10 protein-coding genes are annotated in these 12563 nt (G+C 66.4%); 5 read left to right on the top strand and 5 right to left on the bottom strand.

Features of this window, described 5'->3' with window-relative positions:
* The first annotated feature begins 6 nt into the window (after positions 1-6).
* Positions 7-1383 (top strand): MFS transporter, encoded by a 1377-nt coding sequence (locus tag PV773_RS10735; protein ID WP_347966331.1) that lies wholly within the window; start codon positions 7-9, stop codon positions 1381-1383.
* 126 nt (positions 1384-1509) lie between these two features.
* Here PV773_RS10735 and purH read toward each other — a convergent pair whose 3' ends face one another.
* The 4 genes from purH to htpX form a co-directional block, all read right to left on the bottom strand.
* Positions 1510-3126: a bifunctional phosphoribosylaminoimidazolecarboxamide formyltransferase/IMP cyclohydrolase gene (purH, locus tag PV773_RS10740; RefSeq protein ID WP_347966332.1), complete on the bottom strand. Its 1617-nt coding sequence runs from the start codon at positions 3124-3126 to the stop codon at positions 1510-1512.
* Positions 3127-3257: 131 nt separating this feature from the next.
* On the bottom strand, positions 3258-4988 hold the full coding sequence (locus PV773_RS10745) for a heparinase II/III family protein (protein WP_347966333.1): 1731 nt from the start codon (positions 4986-4988) through the stop codon (positions 3258-3260).
* 102 nt (positions 4989-5090) lie between these two features.
* Positions 5091-6500 (bottom strand): RsmB/NOP family class I SAM-dependent RNA methyltransferase, encoded by a 1410-nt coding sequence (locus tag PV773_RS10750; RefSeq protein ID WP_347966334.1) that lies wholly within the window; start codon positions 6498-6500, stop codon positions 5091-5093.
* Entirely contained in the window at positions 6491-7501 is a 1011-nt protein-coding gene (gene htpX, locus PV773_RS10755; RefSeq protein ID WP_347966335.1) for a zinc metalloprotease HtpX, read from the bottom strand. The genes PV773_RS10750 and htpX overlap by 10 nt, the downstream gene beginning before the upstream one ends.
* Positions 7502-7600: 99 nt before the next feature.
* On the opposite strand from htpX, the gene PV773_RS10760 reads away from it, so the two are divergent.
* The gene (locus PV773_RS10760; protein WP_347966336.1) at positions 7601-7813 is read left to right on the top strand and encodes a DUF1674 domain-containing protein; all 213 of its coding nucleotides are present in this window, start codon (positions 7601-7603) and stop codon (positions 7811-7813) included.
* A 68-nt stretch (positions 7814-7881) separates the two neighbouring features.
* A complete protein-coding gene (locus tag PV773_RS10765) occupies positions 7882-8151 on the top strand; it encodes a PepSY domain-containing protein (RefSeq protein ID WP_347966337.1) in 270 nt (89 codons plus the stop codon).
* Positions 8152-8680: 529 nt separating this feature from the next.
* Here PV773_RS10765 and acs read toward each other — a convergent pair.
* Positions 8681-10636, bottom strand: coding sequence for an acetate--CoA ligase (gene acs, locus PV773_RS10770; RefSeq protein ID WP_347966338.1), 1956 nt, complete (start codon positions 10634-10636; stop codon positions 8681-8683).
* A gap of 308 nt (positions 10637-10944) precedes the next feature.
* Here acs and PV773_RS10775 point away from each other — a divergent pair, with 308 nt between their 5' ends.
* Positions 10945-11217: an aspartate-semialdehyde dehydrogenase gene (locus PV773_RS10775; RefSeq protein WP_347966339.1), complete on the top strand. Its 273-nt coding sequence runs from the start codon at positions 10945-10947 to the stop codon at positions 11215-11217.
* Between the two features lie 110 nt (positions 11218-11327).
* Positions 11328-12455 carry a DUF2235 domain-containing protein gene (locus PV773_RS10780; protein ID WP_347966340.1) on the top strand — a complete coding sequence of 376 codons (1128 nt, stop codon included), beginning with the start codon at positions 11328-11330 and terminating at the stop codon, positions 12453-12455.
* Positions 12456-12563: the final 108 nt, after the last annotated feature.

Consider the following 12563-nt stretch of genomic DNA (forward strand, 5'->3'; position numbering starts at 1 on the left):
GGGACCATGGCTGAGACGATTGTTGCCGGGCGCACGCCCCGGCGCGGCATCTGGGGCTGGATGTTGTTCGACTGGGCCGCCCAGCCCTTCTTCACCGTGGTCACGACCTTCATCTTCGGACCCTATTTCGTCTCGCGCATGGCCACCGATCCGGCGATGGGGCAGGCGGCCTGGGGCTACGGCATTGCCGCGGCCGGCCTGGTCATCGCCATCCTGTCACCAGTGCTGGGTTCGATCGCCGACCAGACCGGCCCGCGCAAGCCATGGATCGGCTGCTTCGCCGCCATCAAGATATTCAGCCTGTGCATGCTGTGGTTCGCCGAGCCCGGGTCGGCGCTGGTGCCGGTCGTGCTGCTGTTCTCTCTCGCATCGGTGGCGGCGGAATTCTCCATCGTCTTCAATGATTCGATGATGCCGCGGCTGGTGTCGAAGGAGGAGATCGGCAAGGTCTCCAACATCGCCTGGGGCCTGGGCTATCTCGGCGGCATGATCGTGCTGATCTTCGTGGTGGCATTCCTCGCCGGCTCGCCCGACACCGGCAAGACCATCGTCGGTGCCGACCCGCTGTTCGGGATCGACCCCAGGCTGGGCGAGGATGCCCGCGCCACCGGGCCGATCTCGGCGCTGTGGTACTTCATCTTCATCCTGCCGATGTTCCTGTTCACCCCCGACAGCGGCAAGGGCATGGCCATCGGCCCGGCGGTGCGCGAGGGGCTGGCGGAGCTCAAGTCGACGCTCCGCGAGGTGCGCAAGCGCAGCGGCATCTTCCGCTTCCTGATCGCGCGCATGGTCTATCAGGACGGTGTCAACGCGCTGCTTGGCCTTGGCGGCGCCTTTGCAGCGGCGATGTTCGGCTGGACCATCACCGAGATCGGCATCTACGGCATCATCCTGAACGTCATTGCCATCTTCGGCTGCCTGGTCGCCAGCCGGCTCGACACGGCGCTGGGGTCGAAAGCGGTGGTGGTGATGTCGCTGGTGCTGCTGACGCTCGCCACCATCGGCATCGTCTCGACCGGACCGGGCTACACGCTGTTCGGCCTCTGGCAGATGCCGGGCGCCGATGGGCCGGGGTTGTTCTCCACACCGGCGGAAAAGGCCTACATCGCCTTCGGCCTGCTCGTCGGCATCGCCTTCGGTCCGGTGCAGGCCTCGTCGCGCTCCTACATGGCGCGCAGCGTCTCGGCCGACGAGGCCGGCCGCTATTTCGGCATCTATGCGCTGTCGGGCCGGGCGACGAGTTTCCTCGCGCCGTTCCTGGTCGCCAGCGTGACGGCCGCGGCCGGCTCGCCGCGGCTCGGCATGGCGATGATCATCCTGTTCCTGCTCGGCGGGCTCTTGGTGCTTCTGGGCACGCCCTATCCGGCGGACGAGGCGGAGTGAGATACCCTCCCCCTTGTGGGGAGGGTGGCGAGCGCATCGAGCCGGGTGGGGGTGAATTCGCTTCTGGACCCCCACCCCGCTCCGCTTCGCGGATCGACCCTCCCCACAAGGGGGAGGGTAGGCAGTTCAATGCCTGAAGTGCCTCACCCCGGTGAAGACCATGGCGATGCCGTGCTCGTCGGCGGCGGCGATGACGTCGTCGTCCCGCATCGAGCCGCCCGGCTGGATGACGGCGGTGGCGCCCGCCTCGACGGCTGACAGCAGCCCGTCGGCGAAGGGGAAGAAGGCGTCGGAGGCGACCACGGACCCCTTGGTCAGCGGCTCGGCGAGACCGGCTGCCTCGGCGGCGTCGAGCGCCTTGCGCGCGGCGATGCGGGCCGAATCGACACGGCTCATCTGGCCGGCGCCGACGCCGACTGTGGCGAGGTCGCGTGCATAGACGATGGCGTTCGACTTGACGTGCTTGGCGACGCGGAAGGCGAACTTCAGGTCCTCCAGCTCGCGCTGGCTGGGCGCGCGCCTGGTGACGACGTTGAGGTCGAGAGTGTCGACGACCGCGTTGTCGCGCGACTGCACGAGCAGGCCGCCTGCCACCGACTTGACCGCAAGTCCGGCTGCGTGCGGATTGGGAAGGCCGCCGGTAACCAAGAGGCGCAGGTTCTTCTTGGCGGCGACGATGGCCTGTGCCTCGGGCGTGGCGCCGGGCGCGATGATGACCTCGGTGAAGATCTTGACGATCTCCTCGGCGGCCTCGGCGTCGAGGATGCGGTTCAGAGCCACGATGCCGCCGAAGGCCGAGACCGGATCGCAGGCGAGCGCCTTCTCATAGGCTGCCTTCAGCGTCGCTCCCTCGGCAACGCCGCAGGGGTTGGCGTGCTTGATGATGGCGACCGCAGCCGTGCGGACCGGATCGAACTCGCCGACGAGCTCGAAGGCGGCGTCGGTGTCGTTGATGTTGTTGTAGGAGAGCTGCTTGCCCTGCAGCTGGGTCGCGGTGGCGACGCCGGGGCGCTTGTCGCCGCTGAGATAGAAGCCGGCCGACTGGTGTGGGTTCTCGCCGTAGCGCATGACGCTGTCAAGGCGGCCGCCGAAGGCGCGCCAGTCGGGGTTCTCGATCTCGAGCGCGTCGGCGAACCAGCCGGAGATGGCTGCGTCATAGGCCGCTGTGCGGGCGAAGGCCTTGGCGGCGAGCTTCTTGCGGAAGGCGAGAGGCAGGGCGCCGTTGTTGGCGACGATGGCGTCGAGCACCTGCTTGTAGTCGGCCGGATCGGTGACGATGGCGACATAGGCGTGGTTCTTGGCCGAGGCGCGCACCATGGCGGGGCCGCCGATGTCGATGTTCTCGACGATCGAGGCGTAGTCGCCGCCTGAGTTGCGGACTTCCTCGAAGGGGTAGAGGTTCACCACCACCAGGTCGATGGGCTCGATGCCGTGGGCGGCCATGGCCGCGGCATGCTCGGGGTCGTCGCGGACGCCGAGCAGCGCGCCATGCACTGAGGGGTGCAGGGTCTTGACGCGGCCATCCATGATTTCCGGGAAGTTGGTGAGTTCGGAGACGTCACGGACGGCGATGCCTTCGGCGGCGATGCTCCTGGCCGTGCCGCCGGTCGAGACCAGCTCGACGCCGATGTTGGCGAGGCTCCGGGCGAAATCGATCAGGCCCGTCTTGTCGGAGACCGACAGCAGCGCGCGGCGCACGGGGACGAGATCGGGGGCTGGAATCTTCTTTGACACGACGGCCATGCGAGGGGCCTTTCACGGCTGGGTTGGGAAGATGCGTCTCTCGCGGGCGGCCTAGCACATGAGGCCCGGAAATCAAGGCGCGACCCGTCGCTTCGGCCGCTTTCCGCCTATGGCGGGCGAGCGGTGTGCGCTCAGCCGCGCGGGCTGTCGACCCGGCTGATGATGCGGGTGCGCGAGAACTGCCAATGCACTTCCGAAATTTCCGAAGCCCGGAAGGACAGCACGATCTGGCGGCTGCGGCGCGGCCCGGCCAGGCCGGCGAAGAAGATCGACTCCTCGACATCGGCCGGCACGTCGGGCGAGACGAAGACCCAGGTGTCCAGGTCGGGACCGGTCAGCACCAGCCGCTCCTTCTGGTCGCGGAAGAGCTGGACGTCGGGATGGACGTGGAAGCGGACGACCACAGCCTCGGGGCCGTTGCGCCTCGATTGCGAACCGCCGGAACGAAGGATGCGGTCGCAGCCCGAAAGGATGCTGCCGCCGGCCGAGAGCGAAATTTCGCGCTCGTGGTGGAGGCCGAAGCGCTGGGCGTAGCCGTCGTGGCTGGCGATGAAGCCCTGCATGCCGGCCTTGTCGGTGCGCTGGCAGGGCACCGAGCGCGGTCCGCCGACCAGGGGGCTGCCGAGCAGGTCGCTGAGGCGCTGCGAGTGCGCGAAGCTGGCCGACGAGGTGTCGTTGATGGTGACGGTCGAATGCGCGGCGGTGGCGCGGGCCAGCGGCCGGAAGTCCGCGACGCCGTAGGTGTCGATGCCGGCATTGACGATATAGTGCTGGCGGCCGGACGACATCTCGAAGGAGAGACAGCCGGCATGGGCGTGGTTCGACACCTCGACCGGCGGCGGCGTGCCCGTGTCGGCGATGACGGTCGTGCCGCCCATGGACAGGCGCTCGTAGCCCGAGTGGGTGGCGTGCAGCGGCGGCGAGCCGCCGGTGTCGTCGTGGCGAAGGATCGCCGCGATGCGATCCTGGATCGTAGCGCCCATGCCGTTGAAGCGGGCCAGGCTTCCGTCCTGGTGGCGGAAGAAGCGCAGCGCCGGCAGCATGCGGTCGACCGCGTGGATCAGTGCGGCCGGCGGCTGCTCCGCCTGGTTGGCGTAGGTGTGGCGCAACGGCAGAAGGTCGGCCAGGATCTCGAGCACCACCATCGGATTGCGCGACACGTGGCCGCCGTCGGGCAGGATCTGGCGGTCGAGTTCGTCGGCCAGGTTGCGGGTGGCCGAGCGCAGGGCGGTGGACGGCACGGGCAGCGAAAGCGCGGCGAAGGCAAGCGCTACCCGCGCCCTGAGCCGGTCCTTGCCGTCGGGCATCTCGCGAGCCATGGAGCGCAGGTAGCGAATCTGCATCGCCAGCGAGCGCAGGAAGGCGCGGTAGAAGGCGAATTCCGCGCCTTGCAGCACGACGGACGAATGCTGCAGCCAGGCGATGATGCGCTTGGCGGTGGTCGCCGGCTCCCAGGCGACGCCCGCGATGCGGTTGCCGTGCATGGCGATCCAGTCGGAGACGAGCGCGCGGGCGTTTGCCGCCGCGAGCTCGGTACCTGCGGCACGCATGTGGCGCAGCCAGCGGAAGCCGTGCAGGCTGCGTTGCCAGCCACGATTGGGCACCTCGACGAGGAAGGGCGACTGGCCGCCGGTCTCGACCAGGTGGCCCGAGAGCGGGAAGCGGCCGTAGTAGATCTCGAGCGCGATCTGCGGATCGGCGAGGCGCAGGTCGGGAGGGGCGATCAGCACGCGCTCGGGCGTGCGCCCGGAGTAGCGCCAACGATAGATCGGGCCGGCGCGGAGGCGCCGGCGCGTCTTGCGCCAAAACTCCCTGGCGACGAGCGCCCAAAGGCGCGTCGTGTTGTCCGCCGCGATCGACATTTCTCTCCTGAACACCCAGGCCCGGCCACGTTAGGTGGTTTCACAGGCGCGCGCGAGAGTGAATTTTGCGTTAACAACCGCTGGATGAATTAGGCCGGCCTTTCAGGCCGCGCGGCGGAACCGTGCGGCGAAGAAGCCATCGAGGCCCGAAATCGCCGGATTGCCGAGATCGAGCCCTGCCGGGGTGGTGCGCAAATAACCCTCGGTTGTGACGAAGGCGGAGATGCCGGGCACCTCGTCGGGCCGAATCGGGTCGAGTTCGATCCTGCCGCGGTGGTCGGCGAGGAACGCGGCGACGAGCGCCTCGCCTTCCTCCCGATCGAGCGAGCAGTTGGAGAAGACGATCGTGCCACCGGGCCTCACGAGCCTGACCGCGCCGTCGAGCAGCTTGCGCTGCACGGTGGCCAGCTTGGCGACGTCTTCAGGCGACTTGGTCCACAACACGTCGGGATGGCGGCGAACCGTTCCGGTGGAGGAGCAGGGCGCGTCGAGCAAGACTGCGTCGAACAATTCCGCCGGCTCGTAGGCGAGCAGGTCGGCATTGACCTTCTCGGCGTCGAGGCCGAGCCGGTCGAGGTTGGCGGCAAGGCGGGTCAGCCGGTTCTTCGAGGCTTCGACGGCCGTCACCTGCGCGCCGGCGAGCGCGAGCTGGGCGGTCTTGCCGCCGGGGGCGGCGCAGAGGTCGGCGACGCGCTTGCCGGCGATGTCGCCGAACAGCCTGGCCGGCAAGGCTGCCGCGGTGTCCTGCACCCACCACGCGCCGTCGGCAAAGCCCGGCAGGTCCGACACCGGCCCGCCCAGCTTCTCGATGCGGACGGTGCCCGTCGGGAGCACGATGCCGCCGAAAGCCTCGGCCCATCGTCCGGGATCGGATTTGACGGTGAAGTCGACGGGCGATTCCAGCCGGTGGGCGGCCAGGATCTTGCTTGCCTGGTCCTCCCCGTAGGCTGCGACAAGCCGGGCGACGAACCATTCGGGCGCGTCGTCCGTGTCTGCCATCGCCTGCGGCAGTTCGGCATCCTTGGCGCGGGCGAGCGCCCGCAGCACGCCGTTGACGAGACCGGAAAAACGCACTGTGCGCGGGTCGGACTTGGCGTGGGTGACGGCAAGGTCGACGGCCGCGCTGTCGGGTACGTCGAGGAAAAGGATCTGCGCCGCCCCGACATGCAGGATGTGGGAAAGCGCCGTCGCATTGGCCGGCAGCGGCTTTTCCAGTCGGCGCGCGATCAGCTTCTCGATGGTCAAGCGATGGCGCAGGGCGGTGGCGAGGATGGCGCGCACGAGGCCGCGATCGCGCATGTCCAGCGCCCGGAACTGCGGATGGCCGTGCTCATGGTCGGTCAGCCCGTCGAGCGGGGTCCTGGCGTCGATGGTCGCGGCGAGCAGGCGCGCCGCCGCCATGCGCGCAGCCAGGCCGGGGGCATTGGGCGCAGTGTCCCGTCTCGGCGGCCTCTTGCTACCGGCGTTCGGGCGATGCCGCGGGCGGCCGCGTGTCGCGTCCGTCACGACCACGGGCCCTTCGGCCCGGAGGGATTGCGGCCCCAGGGACCGGACTGGCGCGGCTGCTCGGGCTGCGGCTGCTCGGCGGGACGACCGCCCCACGGGCCGGCGTCCGAAGGCGCGGCCTGGCTCGGCTGCGGCTGGGCCTGGCGGGCTGCCGGACGGCCAGCGCCGTCCTGCGCCATCGCCTGCAGCGCGGCGATGCGATTTTCGGTGTTGGGGTGAGTGGAGAAGAGATTGTCCATGCGCTCGCCGGAAAGCGGATTGATGATGAAGAGCGGCGCCATGGCGGGATTGCGCTCTGCTTCGGGATTGTGGATGCGTTCGACGTTGCGGGCGATCTTGTCAAGGGCGGATGCGAGCCAGAGCGGGTTGCCGCAGATCTCCGCGCCGCGCCGGTCGGCGGCGTATTCGCGGGTGCGGCTGATCGCCATCTGCACCAGCATGGCGGCCAACGGCGCGACGATCATCGCCACCAGCACGCCGACGAAGCCGAGCGGGTTGTTGTTGTCGCGGTTGCCGCCGAAGAAGAAGGCGAAGTTGCCGAGCATGGAAATGGCGCCGGCGAGCGTCGCGGTGATCGTCATGGTCAATGTGTCGCGGTTCTGCACATGCGCGAGTTCGTGGGCCATGACGGCGGCCACTTCCTCGCGGCCGAGACGCTGCAGCAGGCCGGTGGTCGCGGCGACCGCGGCATTGTCGGGATTGCGGCCGGTAGCAAAGGCGTTGGGCTGCGGATTGTCGATCAGGTAGACCTTGGGCATCGGCAGGCCGGCATTGGCGGCGAGCCCGCGCACGATGGCGTAGTATTCGGGCGCATTGCGCTCGTCGACCTCGACGGCGTTGTTCATGCGCAGCACCATCTTGTCGGCGTTCCAGTAGCTGAACAGGTTCATGCCCGCCGCCAGGAAGAAAGCGATGGTCATGCCGCCGCTGCCGCCGATCAGATAGCCGACGCCCATGAAAAGCGCCGTCATGGTCGCCAGCAGCATCGCCGTTCGCATCATGTTCATCGTCAACTCCCGTAGCCGCGCGGGGGTGCAGATCGCGCCAGCCTTCGCTATATGATGGGAGAGGGCAGGTTCCGTTTCAATCATCTTCACAGGAATCCGATGAACGACTTCAAGCCAGAAACCGACGCGGAGACGCCGGCGCCGAAGGAGCTTTCGCCTGCCGCCAAGCGCGCGCTGGCGGAGGCCGAGGCACGGCGCCAAGCCTACAGGGCACAGGAAGGCAAGGTCGCCAGGGAACTCGGCGGACGCGGCGGCCTCGAGCCGGGACGCTACGGCGACTGGGAGATCAAGGGCCTGACCAGCGACTTCTGAGCATCCGTTCGGGAACCACCGAAGGTTGTCGTTCGTTTCCCTCGCACATTGTGAAGGAGGGGAAGGCCATGACCAGATCGACAGTCCTTGCGGTGCTCATCGTGGCCCTTTTCGTGGCCACCCAGGTGCAGGCCCAGACCAAGGAGCCGCCCATCCCGCCTGAGAAATCGCTGAAGCTGTCCGAGATCATCGCCAGGATCGAGCAGCGCGGCCAGTTCCGCTATGTTTCGGAAGTGGAATGGAACCGCGAAGGCTACTACGACGTGATCTACTACACGACGGACAAGGCCAAGGTCGAAATCAAGATCGACGTGGTGAGCGGCGAGCCGCGGCTGTAGGCGATTGCCAATCCGGCCGGCACCGAAAAGGGCTATGCGGTCGCGTCGATGCTCGGCGATGGCCTGGTGCGTGCCCATGCCGGCGGCAGGCGCGAAAGCTGGTGCGGCGAATTCAGGGCATTTTCCAGCGCCCTTAGAATCGCGAGGACGCTCCATCTCCTTGTTTGGATGCATTCCGGACGGAAAACCGCTTCGCACTGTTCCTGGAATCTGGCTCCAAGAAGAAAGGCCGCCCTTCTTGGCGAAGGAGCGGCCTTTCCCGTGTTTCGTCCGTGGCGCGGCCGTCAGCCGTGATGCCTTGGCATCACTGACCGCACGTCATGCGTAGCTCAGGAAGGCTGCTTCCCGAGAAGGCAATCCGCAGAGGCCACGTTCAGGAAAACGAAATCACTCGACATCGGATCACCTCCTTTCAGTTCGTTGAACACGGACGCAAAGGTGGGTTGCTTTTGCCGATTGCGCAAGTACCCAAAAGGCACAGGTCGCATCAATGGTGAGGAAGTCCCCCCGCGCCCTTAGGGAAAAGCCGTCAGGCCTTCTTGTTCTGGCGGTTGGCGACGAGATCGTCGACCACGGCCGGATCGGCCAGCGTCGAGGTGTCGCCGAGGGCGCCGAAATCGTCTTCGGCGATCTTGCGCAGGATGCGGCGCATGATCTTGCCCGAGCGCGTCTTGGGCAGGCCCGGCGCGAACTGGACCTTGTCGGGCGAGGCGATGGCGCCGATCTCCTTGCGGACATGGGTGACGAGTTCCTTGCGCAGGTCCTCGGTCGCCTCCACGCCCGCCATCAGCGTGACGTAGCTGTAGATGCCCTGGCCCTTGATGTCGTGCGGGTAGCCCACGACCGCCGCCTCGGAAACCTTGTCGTGGCTGACCAGCGCCGACTCGACCTCGGCGGTGCCCATGCGGTGGCCGGAGACGTTGATGACGTCGTCGACGCGACCGGTGATCCAGTAGAAGCCGTCGTCATCGCGGCGGCAGCCGTCGCCGGTGAAATACTTGCCCTTGTAGGTCGAGAAGTAGGTCTGGATGAAGCGCTCGTGGTCGCCATAGACGGTGCGCATCTGGCCCGGCCAGGAATCGGTGATGCAGAGATTGCCGTCGGCCGTGCCCTCGAGCACCTTGCCCTCGTTGTCGACCAGCTCCGGCTTGACCCCGAAGAACGGCCGCGTCGCCGAGCCGGGCTTGAGATCGGTGGCGCCCGGCAGCGGCGTGATCAGGATGCCGCCGGTCTCGGTCTGCCACCAGGTGTCGACGATCGGCACCTTCTTCTCGCCGACGACGTCGAAATACCATTGCCAGGCTTCCGGATTGATCGGCTCGCCGACCGAACCCAACACGCGCAGGCTCTTGCGCGAGGTCTTCTTCACGTTCTCGTCGCCGGCGCCCATCAGGGCGCGGATGGCGGTGGGGGCGGTGTAGAAGATGTTGACCTTGTGTTTGTCGACCACGTCCCAGAAGCGCGAGGCCGACGGATAGTTCGGAACGCCCTCGAACATCAGGGTGGTGGCGCCGTTGGCGAGCGGGCCGTAGACGATGTAGCTGTGGCCCGTGACCCAGCCGACATCGGCCGTGCACCAGTAGATGTCGCCGTCATGGTAGTCGAAGACATACTGGTGGGTCATCGAGGCATAGACGAGATAGCCGCCGGTGGTGTGCAGCACGCCCTTGGGCTTGCCGGTCGAACCAGAGGTGTAGAGGATGAACAGCGGATCCTCCGCCTTCATCTTCTCCGGCTTGCATTCGGCTTTCACCGAACGAACCTCGTCGTGGTACCAGTGGTCGCGGCCCGGCGCCCAGCCGACCTTGCCGCCGGTGCGGCGCACCACCAGCACGTCCTTGACCAGGACATGGCTCTTGGCGGCGATGTCGATCGCCTTGTCGGTGTTCTCCTTCAGCGGAATCGTCCTGCCGCCACGCAGACCTTCGTCGGCGGTGATGACGAAGGTCGATTCGCAGTCGACGATGCGGCCAGCGAGCGCGTCGGGGGAGAAACCGCCGAAGACGATCGAATGGATCGCGCCGATGCGGGTGCAGGCGAGCATCGCATAGGCCGCTTCCGGGATCATCGGCATGTAGATGGTGACGCGATCGCCCTTCTTGACGCCGTGCTTCTTCAGCACGTTGGCGAGGCGGCAGACGTGCTCGTAGAGCTCGTTGTAGGTGATCTTCTTGTCGTCGTAGGGATTGTCGCCTTCCCAGATGATCGCCACCTGGTCGCCGCGCTTCTTCAGGTGGCGGTCGATGCAGTTATAGGAGACGTTGGTCAGGCCGTCCTCGAACCACTTGATCGAGACCTTGCCGGTGAAGGAGGTGTTCTTGACCTTGGTGTAGGGCTTGAACCAGTCGATGCGCTTGCCGTGCTTGCCCCAGAACTTATCGGGGTTCTTCACGCTGTCGGCATACCATTTCAGGTAGGTGTCGTTGTCGATCAGCGCATTTTTCTTCCACGCCGGCTGGACGCGGTGGACACGGACTTCGGACATTTTTCTCCCTTCCTCCCGGAAACGATCCGGCGGTTCCTTGTGGCCGTCGGACGGCGGCGTTGGAGCCGCGTTGGCGCGCATTATTATCAATTCGCGCCTCGCCACAATATTAGACCTTGGATTTGGCCGCGGTCATTCCGTAGCGGCAAATCGCCGCCGCTATATAGCTATCAGCAAGGCCCGAGGTCGAGGGCTAAACTGCTGATTTCTTGGAACTATCATATGCGATTTTCGTTGATTTAGCGGACGGTTAACCATCTTGGCGCAAGCTGTGAGGTGAGGAGCCGTTCGACACGGAAGGGCTTGCGATGCGCGACGCTTCTGAACTGGAATTGATGCTCAAGGGCTACGGCCTGACCACGGCCGAGATACTCTACCGTCTGCCCGACCATCCGCACCTGCTGCAGACCTATATCTGGCAGGATTACGATCTGGCGCCGAAATTTCCGATCCTGTTCGGCTTCATCGAGTTCTGGCGCGCCAAGCTCGACGGGCCGCTGCACTCGGTGCACTACACCCACCGCAAGCTGATCGCGCCGAACGAATGGCGCCGGGTGGATGGCGAACTTCTCCTGCATTAGGTCCGCGCAGGTCCGAAATCGCCCTTCGTTCAACTCATGAATTTGGCAGATATTGATCCACAACTGTAAATTGTGATATAGCCCGATCGGGGTCAATCGCGGAAACCGGCATGCCTGAGTCCGCAAGCGCTTGGGTACTCATCTTCTCCGACGGGACGGGGCAGCGCGGCGTGCGCGCCGACGACGGCGCCGAGCCCGAATTCTGCAATGTCAGGCACACCAACGTGTTCCAGATGTATGCGGCGATCGACGGCCGGCCGGGCGTGCGCGCCTTCTACGATGCCGGGCTCGGCGCCCCGGAGGCGGGCACATGGGGCTGGACGCGAACGCTCCGCAATCTCTGGAGCAAGGCAACCGGCTGGGGCATCACGGCCAACATCGTCGACTGCTACGAGTCCCTGATGCTGGCTTGGGAGCCGGGCATGAAGATAGGCTGCTTCGGCTTCAGCCGCGGCGCCTACACGGTTCGCTGCCTCGGCGGCGTGCTGGCAACGTGCGGGATAGCGACTTCCGACAATGGCGCCCCGATCTCGCGGGACAAGGAAGGCGCCGGCGCCAGGCGGCGGCGCGCCATCGCCGACGAGGCGGTTGCCGCATACAAGATCAAGGAAAAACCGAAGCGGCAGGCTGCAGGTGCTGCGTTTGGCGCAAGCTACGCCGCGGCCGAGGCCACGCCCGACGTGATCGGCGTGTTCGATACGGTGAGGGCGCTCGGCCTGCCCGGCATCATGAACGTCGTCAATCCCTTCAAGCACGAGTTCCATGACAACGAACTCTCGGTGCGGATCCCCGTCGGCTTGCATGCGCTGTCCGTCGACGAGAATCGCAAGTCGTTCGCGCCGGTGCTCTGGGAGGATGTCGACGCCGAGGGTCGGGCCCGGGGGCAGGTCATCGAACAATGCTGGTTTCCCGGCGTGCACTCCGACATCGGCGGGGGATACGACGATGACGACAGGCTCTCCCACGTCAGCCTCGACTGGATGCTCGACCGGGTGCGGGCACTGGCCGGTCTCGACTTTCCGCTGGCCGTCGATCTCGAGGACAAGCTGCAGGGGGCGGCTCACGACGAGCGCACGGGGTTCGGCATTTTCTGGCGGCCCGGTGAGCGAACCGTGCGGGCGCAGGCGGCTGACATCGATCGGCTCTGCCCGGACATCGAGCAGCGCTTCGACGACTTCTCTCCGGACTACAGACCCGAACCGCTGAGGCCGCACCCGCGCGTGGAGCGCTATTACTGACGTCGTCGCGGTAGGAACTCGGCATCTCCTCTGCAATGCTGGCACAACTCAATTCCCCGGCCTGCGGTGCTGGGCCGCTTGCCGTGCGGTCGTTGGCAAGCTATTGCC

The organism is Mesorhizobium sp. CC13 (assembly GCF_039907765.1).
In the GTDB taxonomy this organism is placed as follows: domain Bacteria; phylum Pseudomonadota; class Alphaproteobacteria; order Rhizobiales; family Rhizobiaceae; genus Aminobacter.

Excerpts from the sequence above, each read along its gene's own strand:
- PV773_RS10765 (WP_347966337.1), top strand. The coding sequence starts at position 7,882 with ATGACCAGATCGACAGTCCTTGCGGTGCTCATCGTGGCCCTTTTCGTG.
- purH (WP_347966332.1), bottom strand. The coding sequence starts at position 3,126 with ATGGCCGTCGTGTCAAAGAAGATTCCAGCCCCCGATCTCGTCCCCGTG.
- htpX (WP_347966335.1), bottom strand. The coding sequence starts at position 7,501 with ATGAACATGATGCGAACGGCGATGCTGCTGGCGACCATGACGGCGCTT.
- PV773_RS10760 (WP_347966336.1), top strand. The coding sequence starts at position 7,601 with ATGAACGACTTCAAGCCAGAAACCGACGCGGAGACGCCGGCGCCGAAG.
- PV773_RS10775 (WP_347966339.1), top strand. The coding sequence starts at position 10,945 with ATGCGCGACGCTTCTGAACTGGAATTGATGCTCAAGGGCTACGGCCTG.
- PV773_RS10745 (WP_347966333.1), bottom strand. The coding sequence starts at position 4,988 with ATGTCGATCGCGGCGGACAACACGACGCGCCTTTGGGCGCTCGTCGCC.
- PV773_RS10780 (WP_347966340.1), top strand. The coding sequence starts at position 11,328 with ATGCCTGAGTCCGCAAGCGCTTGGGTACTCATCTTCTCCGACGGGACG.
- PV773_RS10735 (WP_347966331.1), top strand. The coding sequence starts at position 7 with ATGGCTGAGACGATTGTTGCCGGGCGCACGCCCCGGCGCGGCATCTGG.
- acs (WP_347966338.1), bottom strand. The coding sequence starts at position 10,636 with ATGTCCGAAGTCCGTGTCCACCGCGTCCAGCCGGCGTGGAAGAAAAAT.